We start from the raw sequence: 15,153 nt of genomic DNA on the forward strand, positions 1-15,153 counted from the left end.
TCAGGCCAGCCAGGTGCGGATTTTGGCTTCGATACCGGCGGCGTCCAGACCAATGTCGGCGCGCGCCTCATCCTGGGTGCCTTGCGGGATGAAGTGGTCCGGCAGGCCGAGATTAAGCACCGGAACGGCTTTACGGTTCGCCATCAGCACTTCGTTCACGCCGCTACCCGCGCCACCCATGATGGCGTTCTCTTCCAGCGTGACCAGCACGTCATGGCTTTCCGCCATGCTCAGAATCAGAGATTCATCGAGCGGCTTCACGAAGCGCATATCGACCAGCGTCGCATTAAGGTTTTCAGCGACTTTTGCCGCTTCCGGCATCAGCGTACCAAAGTTCAGGATCGCCACTTTTTCACCGCGGCGTTTCACCAGAGCTTTACCGATATCCAGTTTTTCCAGCGGCTGTAATTCAACGCCAAGGGCATTACCGCGCGGATAACGTACGGCGCAGGGGCCGTCCTGATAGTGGTAACCGGTATACAGCATCTGACGACACTCGTTTTCGTCGCTTGGCGTCATGATCACCATGTCCGGGATGCAGCGCAGGAAGGAGAGATCAAACGCGCCCTGGTGCGTCTGGCCGTCAGCCCCCACAATGCCCGCGCGATCGATAGCAAACAGCACCGGCAGCTTCTGGATGGCAACGTCATGGATAACCTGATCGTAGGCGCGTTGCAGGAAGGTAGAGTAGATCGCCACCACCGGCTTGTAGCCGCCAATCGCCAGGCCCGCAGCAAAAGTGACCGCGTGTTGCTCGGCAATGGCGACGTCGAAATACTGGTCCGGGTATTTTTTGGAAAACTCCACCATGCCGGAGCCTTCACGCATGGCAGGCGTCACCGCCATCAGCATGTTGTCTTTCGCCGCCGTTTCGCACAGCCAGTCGCCGAAGATTTTTGAGTAGCTCGGCATCCCGCCGCTGCTTTTCGGCAGGCAGCCGCTGGTATGGTCGAACTTAGGCACCGCGTGGAAGGTGATCGGATCTTTCTCCGCCGGTTCGTAACCACGCCCTTTTTTGGTCATGATATGCAGGAACTGAGGGCCTTTCAGGTCGCGCATGTTTTTAAGCGTCGTCACCAGGCCCAGCACATCGTGGCCGTCCACCGGGCCGATATAGTTAAAGCCCAGCTCTTCGAACAGCGTACCCGGCACGACCATGCCTTTGATGTGTTCTTCGGTACGCTTAAGCAGCTCTTTGATCGGCGGTACGCCGGAGAAGACTTTTTTACCGCCTTCACGCAGTGAGGAGTAAAGCTTGCCGGACAGCAGCTGCGCCAGATGGTTATTCAGCGCGCCGACGTTCTCGGAGATCGACATTTCGTTATCGTTGAGGATCACCAGCATGTCCGGTTTGATATCGCCCGCGTGGTTCATGGCCTCAAAGGCCATCCCGGCGGTGATCGCCCCGTCGCCAATCACGCAGACAGTGCGACGTTGTTTATTCTCTTTTTCGGCGGCAACGGCAATACCAATGCCCGCAGAAATGGAGGTGGAAGAGTGGCCGACGCTTAACACGTCATATTCACTCTCGCCGCGCCACGGGAACGGGTGCAGGCCCCCTTTCTGGCGAATGGTGCCAATTTTATCGCGACGACCGGTCAGAATTTTGTGCGGATAGGCCTGGTGGCCGACATCCCAGATCAGCTGATCGAACGGCGTGTTATAGACGTAATGCAACGCCACGGTCAGCTCAACCGTGCCAAGTCCGGAGGCGAAGTGGCCGCTGGAGCGGCTAACGCTGTCGAGCAGGTAGCGACGCAGCTCGTCACACAGCTTCGGCAGACTCTCTTTCGGCAACAGACGTAACTCCTGAGTGGAGTCAACTAACGCCAGTGTCGGGTATTTGGCAATATCAAAACTCATCAAAGGCTCATCGAGATTTATAGTTTATTTATCACGCTGGATTATGTAGTCCGCTAGCGCTTCCAGTGCCGAGGTATCCAGCGATTGCGCGGCCAGCTCATTCAGCGACTGGCGGGCATCGTCTATCAGATCCCGGGCTTTACGTTGGGCATGCTCAAGGCCCAACAGGGCGGGATAGGTACTTTTGCCAAGCTGCTGATCCGCACCCTGACGTTTTCCCAATGTTGCAGTATCGCCCACCACATCCAGAATGTCATCCTGAACCTGGAATGCCAGACCGATACTTTCTGCGTATCTGTCCAGAATCGGCAGGGCTTTACGCCCGCGTTCACCCGCGCTCAGCGCGCCCAGGCGAACGGCTGCACGAATCAGTGCGCCCGTTTTGTGACGGTGGATGCGCTCCAGCTGTTCCAGAGTAACCTGACGACCTTCAGCCTCTAAATCCAGCGCCTGGCCGCCGCACATCCCGGCGACGCCGCTGGCCATTGCCAGTTCGGACACCATTGCCAGACGATCGCGATCGCTCACTTCAACCATCGGCGCATCGCTCAAAATGGAGAAGGCCAGAGTTTGCAGCGCATCACCCGCCAGAATGGCATTCGCTTCGCCAAATTTGATATGGCAGGTTGGCTGACCGCGACGCAGATCGTCATCGTCCATGGCTGGCAAATCATCGTGGATCAGCGAATAGGCGTGGATACACTCCACGGCGGCTGCCGGGGCGTCCAGCGTGTTATCGCTGATACCGAACATGTTGCCCGTGGCATACACCAGGAATGGACGCAGGCGTTTACCCCCCAAGAGTGCGCCATAGTGCATGGCTTCAACCAGTGGAGTGTTCTGAAAAGGCTGCGGCTCAATGAAACGGCGCAGCGCGTCGTTGGCGCGGATGACGCGCGCCTGAAGCGCGTTGGAGAAATCCATTTACTCGGCGTCCGGTGTGAATGGCGTGGTTTTAGCGTCTTCGCTGTCGGAAAGCAGGATCTGCACACGCTGCTCGGCCTGCTGAAGCTTTACCTGCCCCTGGCGCGCAAGCTGCACACCGCGTTCAAATTCGTTGAGGGCATCTTCCAGCGGTAAATCGCCGCTCTCGAGGCGGGTAACAATCTGCTCAAGCTCACTCAGCGCAGTTTCAAAACTGGCCGGTGCGTCGTTCTTCTTCGGCATAGTGAATTAACTCTTATATTCTTCGCCCCAACATGGTAACGGACTCGGGGCAATTATCAAATAACGCGAGTGGCGCGATGGTGGTATACTTGCGCGCCTGGATGCAGCCACGGGTGTGGGCTGCTGTATCATTTTCCACTACAAGCCTTTATAAGCTTGCCTAAGAAACATTGCCGCCATGAAGTTTATCATTAAATTGTTCCCCGAAATCACCATCAAAAGCCAATCTGTGCGTTTGCGCTTTATTAAAATTCTCACCGGGAACATTCGTAACGTATTAAAACACTACGACGAAACGCTCGCTGTGGTGCGTCACTGGGACCACGTTGAAGTCCGCGCGAAAGACGAAAGCAAACGTCTTGATATTCGCGACGCGCTGACCCGTATTCCTGGTATTCATCATATTCTGGAAGTGGAAGACGTTCCGTTCAGCGATATGCACGATATCTTCGAAAAGGCGCTGGTACAGTACCGCGACCAGATCGAAGGCAAAACCTTCTGCGTGCGCGTGAAGCGTCGTGGTAAACACGAGTTCAGCTCGATTGAAGTCGAGCGCTACGTTGGCGGCGGTCTGAACCAGCACGTTGAGACGGCGCGCGTGCGCCTGACTAACCCGGACGTTACCGTTAATCTTGAGATCGAGAACGATCGTCTGCTGCTGGTTAAGGGTCGTTATGAAGGTATTGGTGGTTTCCCGATCGGCACGCAGGAAGATGTGCTGTCGCTGATCTCGGGCGGCTTCGACTCCGGTGTCTCCAGCTACATGCTGATGCGTCGCGGCTGCCGCGTGCACTACTGCTTCTTTAACCTGGGCGGCGCGGCGCATGAAATCGGCGTTCGTCAGGTGGCGCATTACCTGTGGAACCGCTTCGGCAGCTCCCACCGCGTGCGTTTTGTGGCAATCAATTTCGAACCGGTGGTCGGCGAGATTCTGGAGAAAGTGGACGACGGCCAGATGGGCGTCATCCTGAAGCGCATGATGGTGCGTGCGGCATCCAAAGTGGCTGAACGCTACGGCGTGCAGGCGCTGGTCACCGGTGAAGCGCTGGGGCAGGTCTCCAGCCAGACGCTGACCAACCTGCGCCTGATCGACAACGTGTCTGATACCCTGATCCTGCGTCCGCTGATCTCCCATGATAAAGAGCACATCATCGATCTGGCGCGCGAAATCGGTACCGAAGATTTTGCCCGTACCATGCCGGAATATTGCGGTGTGATCTCAAAAAGTCCAACCATTAAAGCGGTGAAGGCGAAGATCGAAGCGGAAGAAGAGAACTTCGATTTCAGCATCCTGGAAAAAGTGGTGGCGGAAGCGTCCAACATCGATATCCGTGAGATCGCCCAGCAGACCGAGCAGGAAGTGGTTGAGGTGGAGACGGTCAGCGGCTTTGGTGCTAACGATACGATTCTGGATATCCGTTCTGTTGATGAGCAGGATGACAAGCCGTTGCAGGTGGAAGGCGTGGAGGTGGTTTCGCTGCCGTTCTACAAGCTGAGCACCCAGTTTGGCGATCTCGACCAGAGCAAAACGTATCTGCTGTGGTGTGAGCGTGGGGTCATGAGCCGTTTGCAGGCGCTGTATCTGCGTGAGCAGGGCTTCGCGAACGTGAAGGTGTATCGCCCGTAGTTTATTGTCGGGGAGTGCGGCCTGATGCCCTCACCCCGTCCCTCTCCCACAGGGAGAGGCCGCAAACATTAAAAACGGCAACCTCGGGTTGCCGTTTTGCTTTTACCTTGCGCCACCCGACTTTTTTATTCGTAGTAGTTATAAATCCCCGCCGCCATCACCAGTGATGACGCGACTTCGTACGCTTTTTCGCGCCCAACCAGCAGGTCAATAATCTTCAGGCCAAAATCAATGGCGGTGCCCGGCCCCTGGCTGGTGAGCAGGTTAACGCGCGGATCCCAGACCACGCGTTTATCCACCCACTGGTCTTCCGGAATTGTATCCTTCAGACCAGGGAAGCCGGTCATATTGCCGATGGGGAAAATGTCGTGCGGAACCAGCACCGTACCTGCGGCTGCACAGATTGCCGCGACGATACGCCCGGAAAGATGAAACTGACGAACGGTTTCAACCAGCAGCGGGCTGTCGCGGAAACACTCAGCCCCCTTCAGACCACCCGGCAGAACGATAATGTCGTAATCACCGTCCGCCACCTGTACAAGCGGTGCATCCGCCAGAATCTTCACCCCACGCGAGCAGGTAATCGCCAGGCTTCCGTCGCTGGCGACGCTGGCGGTAGTAACCTTAATACCACCACGTACCAGCAAATCAATGGTGGTGACCGCTTCTGTCTCTTCGCTACCAGGGGCGAGGCATACCAGTGCCGATGCGCTCATACTCACTCTCCTTTCGTTTTACTAACTCAAACAGACGGCTGTTTTCCGCAACGGTAATGCCGTGTGCCCGGGCGCGTTTTAACAGATAACCGGTAATGTAATCAATTTCGGTATGCCGCATAGCCCGGATATCCTGCAACATTGAGGAGATATTTTCTGCCGTACTCTCAATCACCTGGTCGACATAATAACGTAAATCGGACTCTGAGGTGTGGTAGCCTTCGCGTTCAATGACGGCGGCAACTTCCCGGCAAATCAGCGCTACCCGATCAGGATGCTGGCGCAGTTCACCGTTAGGGCAATCCAGCAGGGCGGTCAGCGGATTAATCGCGCAGTTCACCGCCAGTTTGCGCCACAGTTCCGCGCGAATGTTATTGTGCCAGGCGACGTCAGGCAGCGTGCTTTGCAGGGTATCCGCAAGATAGCTGTAATCGCCGGGCTGTTCACGCGCGGGACCGATATGAGTGATACCACTGGCAACATGGATAATGACGTTACCGTCGCGACGCGCCGCGTGGGTGGTTGTCCCCATCAGCAGCGGTTGCCGGACAGATTTTAGCTCTTCAATGGTACCCATACCGTTGTGAATCAGCAGGATTGGCGTGCTTTCAGGTAACTGGGCGGCCAGGCTTTTCACCGCATCGGAGACCTGCCAGGCCTTCAGCGTGACCAGCAGCAAATCGCTGGTGGCAAGAAATTCCGGATCGTTTGCCGTCAAAGACTCATTAAAAATTGAACCGTCTGTACCCATCACGTTCACACTGCAATAGGGCTGGGGAATTCGCAGCCAGCCCTGAACGTCGTGTCCCTGTTTGCATAGCGCTGTAAGCCAGAGTTGGCCAAGGGCTCCGCATCCAAGCACTGTTACTTTCATCGTTCCTCCTCACCTGCAACGGCGCCAGGTGCTATGACGCTAAGTATAGCGCCATCAGCTAAGCTTCTCGTTATGCCTCGTTGCGGGTATTATGCAACGCAACAAAAATGAAGGGAGAAGAAAAGATGCCATCTTTCGATATTGTTTCTGAAGTTGATTTGCAGGAAGCGCGTAACGGCGTAGAAAATGCTGTCCGTGAGGTTGAGTCACGTTTCGATTTTCGTGGCGTTGAGGCGACCATTGAACTGAACGACGCGAACAAGACGATCAAAGTCCTGAGCGAGTCTGATTTCCAGGTCAACCAGTTGCTGGATATCCTGCGCGCCAAGCTGCTCAAGCGCGGCATTGAAGGGACCTCACTCGATGTGCCGGAAGATTTTGTTCACAGCGGCAAAACCTGGTTTGTGGAAGCGAAGCTGAAGCAGGGAATTGAAAGCGCCGTGCAGAAGAAAATCGTGAAGCTTATCAAAGACAGTAAGCTCAAAGTGCAGGCGCAGATCCAGGGGGAAGAGATCCGCGTGACCGGAAAATCCCGTGATGACCTGCAATCCGTGATGGCGCTGGTGCGTGGCGGCGATCTCGGTCAGCCATTCCAGTTTAAAAACTTCCGCGATTAAGACAATCATGCCCGGCTAAACCGGGCATTTTTTCAGGCCTTCAGCGCCTGCTCTACCTCAAAGCGGTTAGTCACTTTGCTGTCAATTTTGACATACGCACTGCGCTCTTCCGGGACAATCAGCACTTCGCTCACGCCCTCTGTCGCTTCCAGACGCTGTTGTAACGCGTCACCGATTGCCACGTCATCGGGAATTTCTACCCGCAGGCTACTCACGTAACGCGGCTCTTTCATGGTGCTGGCCACAAACAGCCAGAGCATCGCCAGCAGCGCACCGGCGAGGAAAACGGTCTGGGAGTCAAACAGACCATCCACCCAGCCGCCGAGTGACCCGCCGATCGCCACGCCGAGAAACTGGCTGGTGGAGTAAATGCCCATCGCGGTGCCTTTGTATCCTGCCGGAGACTCTTTGCTGATAAGCGACGGCAGCAGGGCTTCCATCAGATTAAAGGCCAGGAAGAACAGTTGTACGCCAGCGATCAGCTCCCAGAAATGCGGGCCGGCGCCCCACAGCACAATCTCGGCAATCAGCAGTAACGCCACGCAGCCCACGAAGACGCGTTTCATTTTGCGCTTCACTTCGGCGTAAATAATGAAGGGCACAACGGAGACAAACGAGATCAGCATTGTGACCAGATAAATTTTCCAGTGCTCTGCCGCCGGAAAACCTGCTGAGGCCAGTTGACCGGGCAGGGCGACAAAGGTGGACATCAGCAGAATGTGCAGGCACATAATGCCGAAGTTCAGCTTAAGCAGGCGCGGCTCGGCGATGACTTTGCTGAAGCAGCCTTTGACCATCCCGGATTCACGGTTGAGGACGTGGTTTTTACTGTCAGGTACAACCCACAGCGTGAGTGCGATCCCGATGGTCGCCAGCACCGCAATCATCCAGAACAGGGCGTGCAGGCCGAGTGAATGGGTGATAACGGGCCCCAGCACCATGGCAATGGCAAACGTGACGCCAAAGCTGACGCCGATAAACGCCATGGCTTTGGTGCGGTTTTGCTCGCGGGTTAAGTCTGACAGCAGCGCCATCACGGCGGCGGCAATCGCCCCGGAACCTTGCAGGGCGCGCCCAAGAATAATTCCCCAGATGGAGTGGGAGAGGGCGGCGATGATGCTGCCGAGCACAAACACCAGCAGCCCGCCGACAATCAGCGGTTTGCGACCCACTCGGTCGGAGAGCAAGCCAAAGGGGATCTGGAATATTGCCTGCGCCAGGCCGTAGATACCGATCGCCAGACCGATCAGCGCTTCGCTGGCACCCTGTAACGCCATGCCATATGTGGTCAGAACGGGCAGGACCATAAACATGCCAAGCATCCGCAGCGAGAAAACAGTCCCTAAACCCCAGGTCGCACGCAGTTCGCCTGGCGTCATTTTATAATCGTTCATTACCACCTCAGTTCAAAAGCAGGCCATAGTGTAGTGCGGGGAAGGGGCGGGGTAAATAATCGGTTATTTAACAAATATTACATACGTTACTAATAGATTTCATGAATAAAAAAGGGGTGCCGAAGCACCCCTTTATGTCCTTGCTATAGCTTACCAGACGTAAGTCAGCAGGTTTTGTGAATCAGGCACCATGAAGTCTACGGACATCATCACGGACAGGGAGGTGATGGCGACAATCGAGAACACAAACAGCTTGCGTGCCCAAACCTTGTCATCTTCCACTTTGTAACCGCGCAGGGCCATGCCGAGCCACCAGACGCTCACCGCAGCTGCTACCACCAGATATTTATATCCGGCGTAACCGCCCAGAGAGAGCATCAGCGTTGCCACGGCAAAAGCGATGATGTAGAGCGTGATGTGGTTCTTGGCAACCGAAATGCCTTTCACGACCGGCAGAACCGGAATGTTCGCCGCCTGATAATCCTTAAAGCGGAAAATCGCGATGGCGTAGGAGTGCGGCATCTGCCACAGGCTAAAGATAGCCAGCAGGATCAGCGCACCGCTGTCGAACTCGTTCGTGACGGCGCAATAGCCAATCACCGGCGGCGCAGCGCCGGAGAGAGAACCAATCAGCGTGCCGTAGACGGAGTGACGTTTCATATAAAGGCTGTAGACGCCTACATACACCACGAACCCCATCACCCCCAGCCAGCAGGCCAGCGGGTTAGCACCAAACCACAGCAGCATAAAGCCAGCAATACCCAGCAAGGTGGCGTACACCAGCGAGACGGAAGGGGCAATCAGGCCTTTAACCAGCACCCGATTTTTGGTCCTTTCCATCTTCTTGTCGATATCCATGTCGATGTAGTTGTTAAATACACAACCGGACGCAACCACCAGTGACACACCGACCAGCGTGTAAATAAAGAGGGTGTAATCAATGCTGCCTTTAGAGGCCAGCAGGAACCCTCCGATTACGGAGATCAGGTTGCCAAAGATGATGCCTGGTTTCGTGACTTGCAGGTATTGCTTAAACATACTCGCCGCTCTTAGTGAACCATCATGTTGTAGTTAAGGTTCCACATAATCCAGATGGAACCGACTACCAGGATAGCGATGATAATCACGGTAAAGATAAAGGCCGTCATGTTCCAGCCTTCATCGGACTTGGTGTTCATGTGCAGGAAGCAAACCAGATGCACCAGAATCTGAATCACCGCGGTCACCAGGATTGCGCCCAGGATAACCGGCTTAGATGCAGAACCGTTCATCACCATCCAGAACGGGATCACCGTCAGAATGATCGACAGGATGAAACCTGTCATGTAGGTTTTTACGCTGCCGTGGGAAGCGCCATGATCGTTAGAATGACTCATTACATCGCCCCCATCAGATAGACAACAGAGAACACACAGATCCATACCACGTCCAGGAAGTGCCAGAACAGGCTCAGGCACATAATACGGGTACGGTTAGTACTGGTCAGGCCGCGACGGGAGATCTGGAACATCAGTACCGCCATCCAGATCAGACCCGAGGTCACGTGCAGACCGTGGGTGCCGACCAGCGCGAAGAACGCTGACAGGAAGCCGCTACGATCCGGGCCGAAACCTTCCATGATCAGGTGATGGAATTCATAGATTTCCATCCCGATAAAGCCAGCACCAAACAGCCAGGTCAACGCCAGCCAGGAGACAACCTGGCTCTTGTTGTTTTTGTACATGGCGATAGCCGCCATGCCGTAGGTGATGGAGCTGAATAACAGCAGTGCGGTTTCAACCAGTACGAACGGCAGCTCAAAGATGTCCTTACCGGTCGGGCCGCCCGCTGTGCCGTTCACCAGAACGGCATAGGTTGCGAACAGACAGCAGAACAGGATGCAGTCGCTCATCAGGTAGATCCAGAAACCGAAGACTTTCGTCGGTCCTGTATCATGGTGCGCATGTTCATGCGCGTGGGCAGTCGAGTGCGCCAGAGTATCAGTTGCCATTTTTCAGCCCCGCTTTAGAAATCTCGTCAAAATGCTGGTTTTCCAGCTTTTCAACTTCACGGACTGGTACGTAGTAGTCCACGTCCTCGTCAAAGCTCTTCACAATCCAGCTGATTACGATGCCAGCGAAGCCAACAATCGCCATCCACCAGATGTGCCAGATCATTGCGAAACCAAATACCGTTGCGAAGGCGGCAATGACGATGCCCGCACCGCTGTTTTTCGGCATATGGATCTCTTCGTAATGTTCAGGTTGCTTGTACGCTTCACCTTTTTCTTTCATTTCCCAGAATGCGTCACGCTCATGAATGTGTGGCACTACGGCAAAGTTATAGAACGGAGGTGGAGAAGAGGTAGACCACTCCAGCGTACGGCCACCCCACGGGTCACCGGTCAGGTCGCGGTTCAGGTTACGGTCACGGATAGACACGTAGTACTGAATCAGCTGGCACAGAATACCGCAGGCAATCAGCGCTGCGCCGCCTGCTGCAATCATCAGCATTGGGTGGAACTGCGGATCGATCTGCTGGCTCAGACGACGGGTCATACCCATGAAGCCCAGCACGTACAGCGGCATAAATGCTACGAAGAAGCCAATGATCCAGAACCAGAACGCGCGTTTACCCCATTTCTCGTTCAGCGTGAAGCCGAACGCTTTTGGCCACCAGTAGGTTACGCCAGCGAAGCAGCCGAAGACCACGCCACCGATGATAACGTTATGGAAGTGCGCAATCAGGAACAGACTGTTGTGCAGAACGAAGTCAGCACCAGGTACCGCCAGCAGTACCCCGGTCATCCCACCTACGGAGAAGGTCACGATGAAGCCGATGGTCCACAGCATGGCTGAGTGGAACACGATACGGCCCTGGTACATGGTGAACAGCCAGTTGAAGATCTTAACCCCGGTCGGGATCGCGATAATCATGGTGGTAATACCGAAGAAGGCGTTTACGTTGGCGCCCGCACCCATAGTGAAGAAGTGGTGCAGCCAGACGATGAACGACAGAACGGTAATACATACGGTTGCCCACACCAGAGAGGTGTAACCAAACAGACGTTTACGCGAGAAGGTTGCCGCGATTTCGGAGAACACACCGAACACCGGCAGAACCAGGATGTACACTTCCGGGTGACCCCAGGCCCAAATCAGGTTGATGTACATCATCATGTTGCCACCCATATCATTCGTGAAGAAATGGGTACCCAGATAGCGATCCAGGGTCAGCAGCGCGATGGTGACGGTCAGAATTGGGAACGACGCGATAATCAGGACGTTGGCGCACAGAGATGCCCAGGTAAATACTGGCATCTTGAACATCGTCATACCTGGTGCACGCATCTTCAGGATGGTCACGAAGAAGTTAATACCGGTCAGAGTGGTACCGACACCGGAGAGCTGAAGCGCCCAAATCCAGTAGTCAACGCCCACGCCCGGACTGTACTCAATTCCCGACAGCGGCGGGTAGGCCAGCCAGCCGGTCTGAGCAAATTCGCCCACACCCAGTGACAGGTTAACCAGGATAACGCCGACAACCGTAAACCAGAAGCTCAGGTTGTTCAGGAACGGGAACGCAACGTCGCGCGCGCCGATTTGCAGCGGAACGACCACGTTCATCAGACCGATTACCAGCGGCATCGCCACGAAGAAGATCATGATAACGCCGTGGGCGGTAAAGATCTGATCGTAGTGGTGCGGTGGCAGGAAGCCGGCTTCGCCCGCAGACGCAAGCGCCTGCTGGCTACGCATCATGATTGCATCCGCAAAGCCACGAATTAACATGACGATACCGACGATGCAGTACATGATACCGAGTTTTTTGTGGTCAACCGAAGTCAGCCACTCATTCCACAGGTAGTTCCACTTACCGAAGTAAGTGATCAGGCCAACTAAGGCCGCGCCACCAATGATAATTGCAGCCACCGTAACCATAATAATCGGTTCATGGTAGGGCACTGCATCCAGTGTCAATTTTCCGAACATTTTCTTCCTCGGCCCCTTAGTGAGCGGTTTCCGCGTGGCTCATGTCCATGCCTTCCATACCCTGGTGCGTGTTGTGCTCGCCTTCAGGCTGGGTCATGTCCATGCTCATGCCGTGATCCATAAATTTGCCAATAACATCTTTGAACAGATTCGGTTTCACGTTAGAGAAGTACTCCACCTTGTTGTATTCGCTAGGTGCAGCCACTTTTTCGAACGCCGCCATGTCAGACATGGTGTTGGTAGACTGCTTCGCTTTTGCAACCCACTGGTCGAAAGTCGCGCGGTCTGGCGTAGCGATAGCTTTGAACTTCATACCCGAGAAGCCCGGGCCACTATAGCTGGCGGAGATACCGTCGTAGGTGCCTGCTTCATTCGCGATCAGGTGCAGGTTAGTCTGCATACCGGCCATCGCGTAAATCTGGCTACCCAGACGTGGGATGAAGAAGGAGTTCATTACGGAGTTGGAGGTCACTTTGAACTGAACCGGAGTGTTCGCCGGGAAGGCGATTTCATTCACGGTAGCAATGCCCTGTTCTGGATAGATGAAGAACCATTTCCAGTCCATGGAGACCACTTCAATGGTAATAGGTTTTTCATCGTGAACCAGCGGTTTGCTCGGCTCAAGTGCGTGAGTGGTTTTCCAGGTCAGTACAGCAAGGAACAGGATGATCAGAATAGGTACCGTCCAGACCACAGCTTCCACTTTATTGGAGTGTGACCAGTTAGGGCTATACTTCGCATCTTTATTGCTCGCACGATACTTCCAGGCGAAACCAACAGCCATCAAGATGGCAGGAATAACCACAATCAACATCAGGCCAAAAGCCGTCAGTATCAATGAACGTTGTTCCAGTCCAATCTGTCCTTTGGGGTCTAGTAGTGCAGAATCGCAGCCACTGAGTAATACAGTGCCTGCGAATAATGACAACCATCCCAAACTTTTATTGTATTTCCTGAGTCTCATTTAACGACCTCAATTCCACGGGAGTCTGGTGGCGTTTAAAGTGTGGGGGCATTTTACGGGAAGGTTACATTACTGTAAACATCATTAGCCCTGTGTCAGGAAGGTGTTACCGGGTTCTGCCGCACATGTCACAAGTGTTGCAAATTATGTCGCGTTTTCCGGGGGAAGCCGCACGGAGTGGGCGTTATAACGAAAGGGTGCCCCAGCATACCGCAAAAGGGACAATTGGTATAACCATTGCGGAAAATACACAAATAATTAACAATTAATTATCAATAAAAAGACAACTAAAAAACGAAAATTCAATCTTTCGAATGCTGAATCGTTTAACGGAAAATAGCGTAGCGAAATAAGCTCCAATAATTTCCGAATGCTATCCCGCACAAAACAACAAATATTTTTTTTTGCCGATGGCGGTTATTTCGCCGTTATAATTTCGTGTCGTTATTACAACGGGAAATAACCTTTCGCTTTTTACTTCATGTCATCTGCGTTTTCCGCAGTGACATGAAATCCAGCATCCCACCGGTCAGGATACCCACGATGACGAGAAACACGCCTGCATCAAGCAGCTGGGTTTCAAAAGGAAGCGACAAGGTGGTCGTCGCATTGATAATGAGAACCGCGAGCCACACTACCAGCGCAAGACAACCTGCCATCAGCAGACGCAGGGCAAACCGGTAAGCAGCCTGATATTCCGTGCGCGGCATGAAGTGTTCCGTCCGCTGGGTATATTCCAGCGTCTGGCGACAGACCAGCAACAATAAAATCCCCGGCACAGCCGCCACCACAGAGAAGAGATAAAATGTCGGCCAGCCGTGGGCTTCAACAAACCAGCCCGCGACGGGACCTACGTACACGCGCCCGACGGCTGAGAGGGCAGAGAGCAGGGCAAACTGGGTGGCGGAAAATGACTTATTGCACAGCGTCATCAGCAGGGCGACAAATGCCGCAGTGCCCATACCTCCGCACAGATTTTCAAAGAATACCGCCGTCGCCATGCTGATCATATGCTTGTCGGTGATCGACAGCAGCCAGTAACCGGCATTCGAAGCGCCCTGAAGGATGCCGAAGATCAGCAGAGCACGGAACAGCGACAGACGCTGCATCAATACGCCGCCGTACAGCGCGCCGACGATCGTGGCAAACAGCCCCAGGGTTTTGTTCACCACGCCGACCTCGCCCGCATCAAACCCGACGCCGCGGATCAGGAAGGTGGTGGTCAGACTCATGGCGAAAGCGTCGCCGAGCTTATAAAGGACAATCAGCAGCAGGATAAGCCAGGCATTATTGCGACCAAAGAAGTCGCGGAGCGGTGCGGCGACGGCCTGCTCCAGCGAGCGGGGAACCGGAATCACATCGCTCGGTTCAGGCGCGAATAGCGTGGCAATAATGCAGGGGATCAGCAGAGCGGCCATCAGCCAGTACATTCCCTGCCAGCCGAGATAGCGGTCGGCAAGCCAGAGGGCCAGCCCGCCGGAAACCAGCATACCCAGGCGGTAGCCAAGCACGCTGATTGCCGCACCGGCACCACGCTCTTCCGCTGGCAGGACGTCCGTCTTCCAGGCGTCAAAAACAATGTCCTGCGAAGCGGAGCAGAAGGCGATGACCACCGCAAGCGCGGCCATCCAGCGCAGCTGTGTTGACGGCTCAAGGAAACCCATTGCGGCAATGGCCAGCAACAGCAGCACCTGCGTCATCGCTAACCAACCGCGACGGCGCCCGAGGAACGGTGGGGTATAGCGATCCATCACCGGCGACCACAGGAACTTAAAGACGTAAGCCTGGCCGACGAGCGAGAAGAAACCAATGGTTTTAAGATCGATGTTCTCAACCGTCATCCACGCCTGTAACGTGCCGGAGGTGAGCGCAAGGGGCAAACCGGAGGCGAAACCAAGGATCAGCAGAATAGCTGATTTCGGTTGCTGGAAAATGCGTAAGTAGTGACTGGACATGTTCT

General features: G+C 54.6%; 14 protein-coding genes. 2 read left to right on the forward strand and 12 right to left on the reverse strand.

Translation table 11 applies throughout. The features are described from left to right. From dxs to xseB, 3 genes are read right to left on the reverse strand one after another with little or no spacing between them, the layout of a single operon-like run. On the reverse strand, positions 1–1,863 hold the full coding sequence (dxs, locus tag SK47_RS04410) for a 1-deoxy-D-xylulose-5-phosphate synthase (RefSeq protein ID WP_023315518.1): 1,863 nt from the start codon (positions 1,861–1,863) through the stop codon (positions 1–3). Positions 1,864–1,887: 24 nt separating this feature from the next. Then, positions 1,888–2,787, reverse strand: a complete 900-nt coding sequence (ispA, locus tag SK47_RS04415; protein ID WP_032608639.1) for a (2E,6E)-farnesyl diphosphate synthase — start codon at positions 2,785–2,787, stop codon at positions 1,888–1,890. Beyond that, positions 2,788–3,030 (reverse strand): exodeoxyribonuclease VII small subunit, encoded by a 243-nt coding sequence (xseB, locus tag SK47_RS04420; RefSeq protein WP_003859094.1) that lies wholly within the window; start codon positions 3,028–3,030, stop codon positions 2,788–2,790. A gap of 178 nt (positions 3,031–3,208) precedes the next feature. Between xseB and thiI the strand changes: the two genes are divergently transcribed. Beyond that, a complete protein-coding gene (gene thiI, locus SK47_RS04425) occupies positions 3,209–4,657 on the forward strand; it encodes a tRNA uracil 4-sulfurtransferase ThiI (protein WP_048243541.1) in 1,449 nt (482 codons plus the stop codon). A 125-nt stretch (positions 4,658–4,782) separates the two neighbouring features. Here the strand turns inward: thiI and yajL are convergent, their stop codons facing one another. Both yajL and panE read right to left on the reverse strand, forming a co-directional pair. After that, a complete protein-coding gene (yajL, locus tag SK47_RS04430) occupies positions 4,783–5,373 on the reverse strand; it encodes a protein deglycase YajL (protein ID WP_003859085.1) in 591 nt (196 codons plus the stop codon). Beyond that, the gene (gene panE / locus SK47_RS04435) at positions 5,336–6,247 is read right to left on the reverse strand and encodes a 2-dehydropantoate 2-reductase (RefSeq protein WP_022650464.1); all 912 of its coding nucleotides are present in this window, start codon (positions 6,245–6,247) and stop codon (positions 5,336–5,338) included. The genes yajL and panE overlap by 38 nt, the downstream gene beginning before the upstream one ends. Positions 6,248–6,372: 125 nt before the next feature. On the opposite strand from panE, the gene SK47_RS04440 reads away from it, so the two are divergent. Continuing rightward, positions 6,373–6,864: a YajQ family cyclic di-GMP-binding protein gene (locus tag SK47_RS04440; RefSeq protein ID WP_017383179.1), complete on the forward strand. Its 492-nt coding sequence runs from the start codon at positions 6,373–6,375 to the stop codon at positions 6,862–6,864. Positions 6,865–6,896: 32 nt separating this feature from the next. On the opposite strand, the gene SK47_RS04445 is transcribed toward SK47_RS04440, so the two are convergent. The 7 genes from SK47_RS04445 to ampG form a co-directional block, all read right to left on the reverse strand. Then, the gene (locus SK47_RS04445) at positions 6,897–8,258 is read right to left on the reverse strand and encodes an MFS transporter (protein ID WP_022650465.1); all 1,362 of its coding nucleotides are present in this window, start codon (positions 8,256–8,258) and stop codon (positions 6,897–6,899) included. 150 nt (positions 8,259–8,408) lie between these two features. Continuing rightward, complete coding sequence (gene cyoE / locus SK47_RS04450; RefSeq protein ID WP_003859062.1) at positions 8,409–9,296, reverse strand: heme o synthase; 888 nt, start codon at positions 9,294–9,296, stop codon at positions 8,409–8,411. An 11-nt stretch (positions 9,297–9,307) separates the two neighbouring features. Then, positions 9,308–9,634 carry a cytochrome o ubiquinol oxidase subunit IV gene (locus SK47_RS04455; protein ID WP_006809888.1) on the reverse strand — a complete coding sequence of 109 codons (327 nt, stop codon included), beginning with the start codon at positions 9,632–9,634 and terminating at the stop codon, positions 9,308–9,310. After that, positions 9,634–10,248, reverse strand: a complete 615-nt coding sequence (locus SK47_RS04460; protein WP_003859057.1) for a cytochrome o ubiquinol oxidase subunit III — start codon at positions 10,246–10,248, stop codon at positions 9,634–9,636. The genes SK47_RS04455 and SK47_RS04460 overlap by 1 nt, the downstream gene beginning before the upstream one ends. Beyond that, positions 10,238–12,229: a cytochrome o ubiquinol oxidase subunit I gene (gene cyoB, locus SK47_RS04465; protein ID WP_048243542.1), complete on the reverse strand. Its 1,992-nt coding sequence runs from the start codon at positions 12,227–12,229 to the stop codon at positions 10,238–10,240. Before cyoB ends, SK47_RS04460 begins: the two co-directional genes overlap by 11 nt. Positions 12,230–12,245: 16 nt before the next feature. Next, positions 12,246–13,193 carry a cytochrome o ubiquinol oxidase subunit II gene (gene cyoA, locus SK47_RS04470; RefSeq protein WP_003859054.1) on the reverse strand — a complete coding sequence of 316 codons (948 nt, stop codon included), beginning with the start codon at positions 13,191–13,193 and terminating at the stop codon, positions 12,246–12,248. 479 nt (positions 13,194–13,672) lie between these two features. Further along, entirely contained in the window at positions 13,673–15,148 is a 1,476-nt protein-coding gene (ampG, locus tag SK47_RS04480) for a muropeptide MFS transporter AmpG (RefSeq protein ID WP_048243543.1), read from the reverse strand. Positions 15,149–15,153: the final 5 nt, after the last annotated feature.

The sequence above is a fragment of the Enterobacter sp. BWH52 genome, from assembly GCF_001037565.1.
Classification (GTDB): domain Bacteria; phylum Pseudomonadota; class Gammaproteobacteria; order Enterobacterales; family Enterobacteriaceae; genus Enterobacter; species Enterobacter hormaechei_C.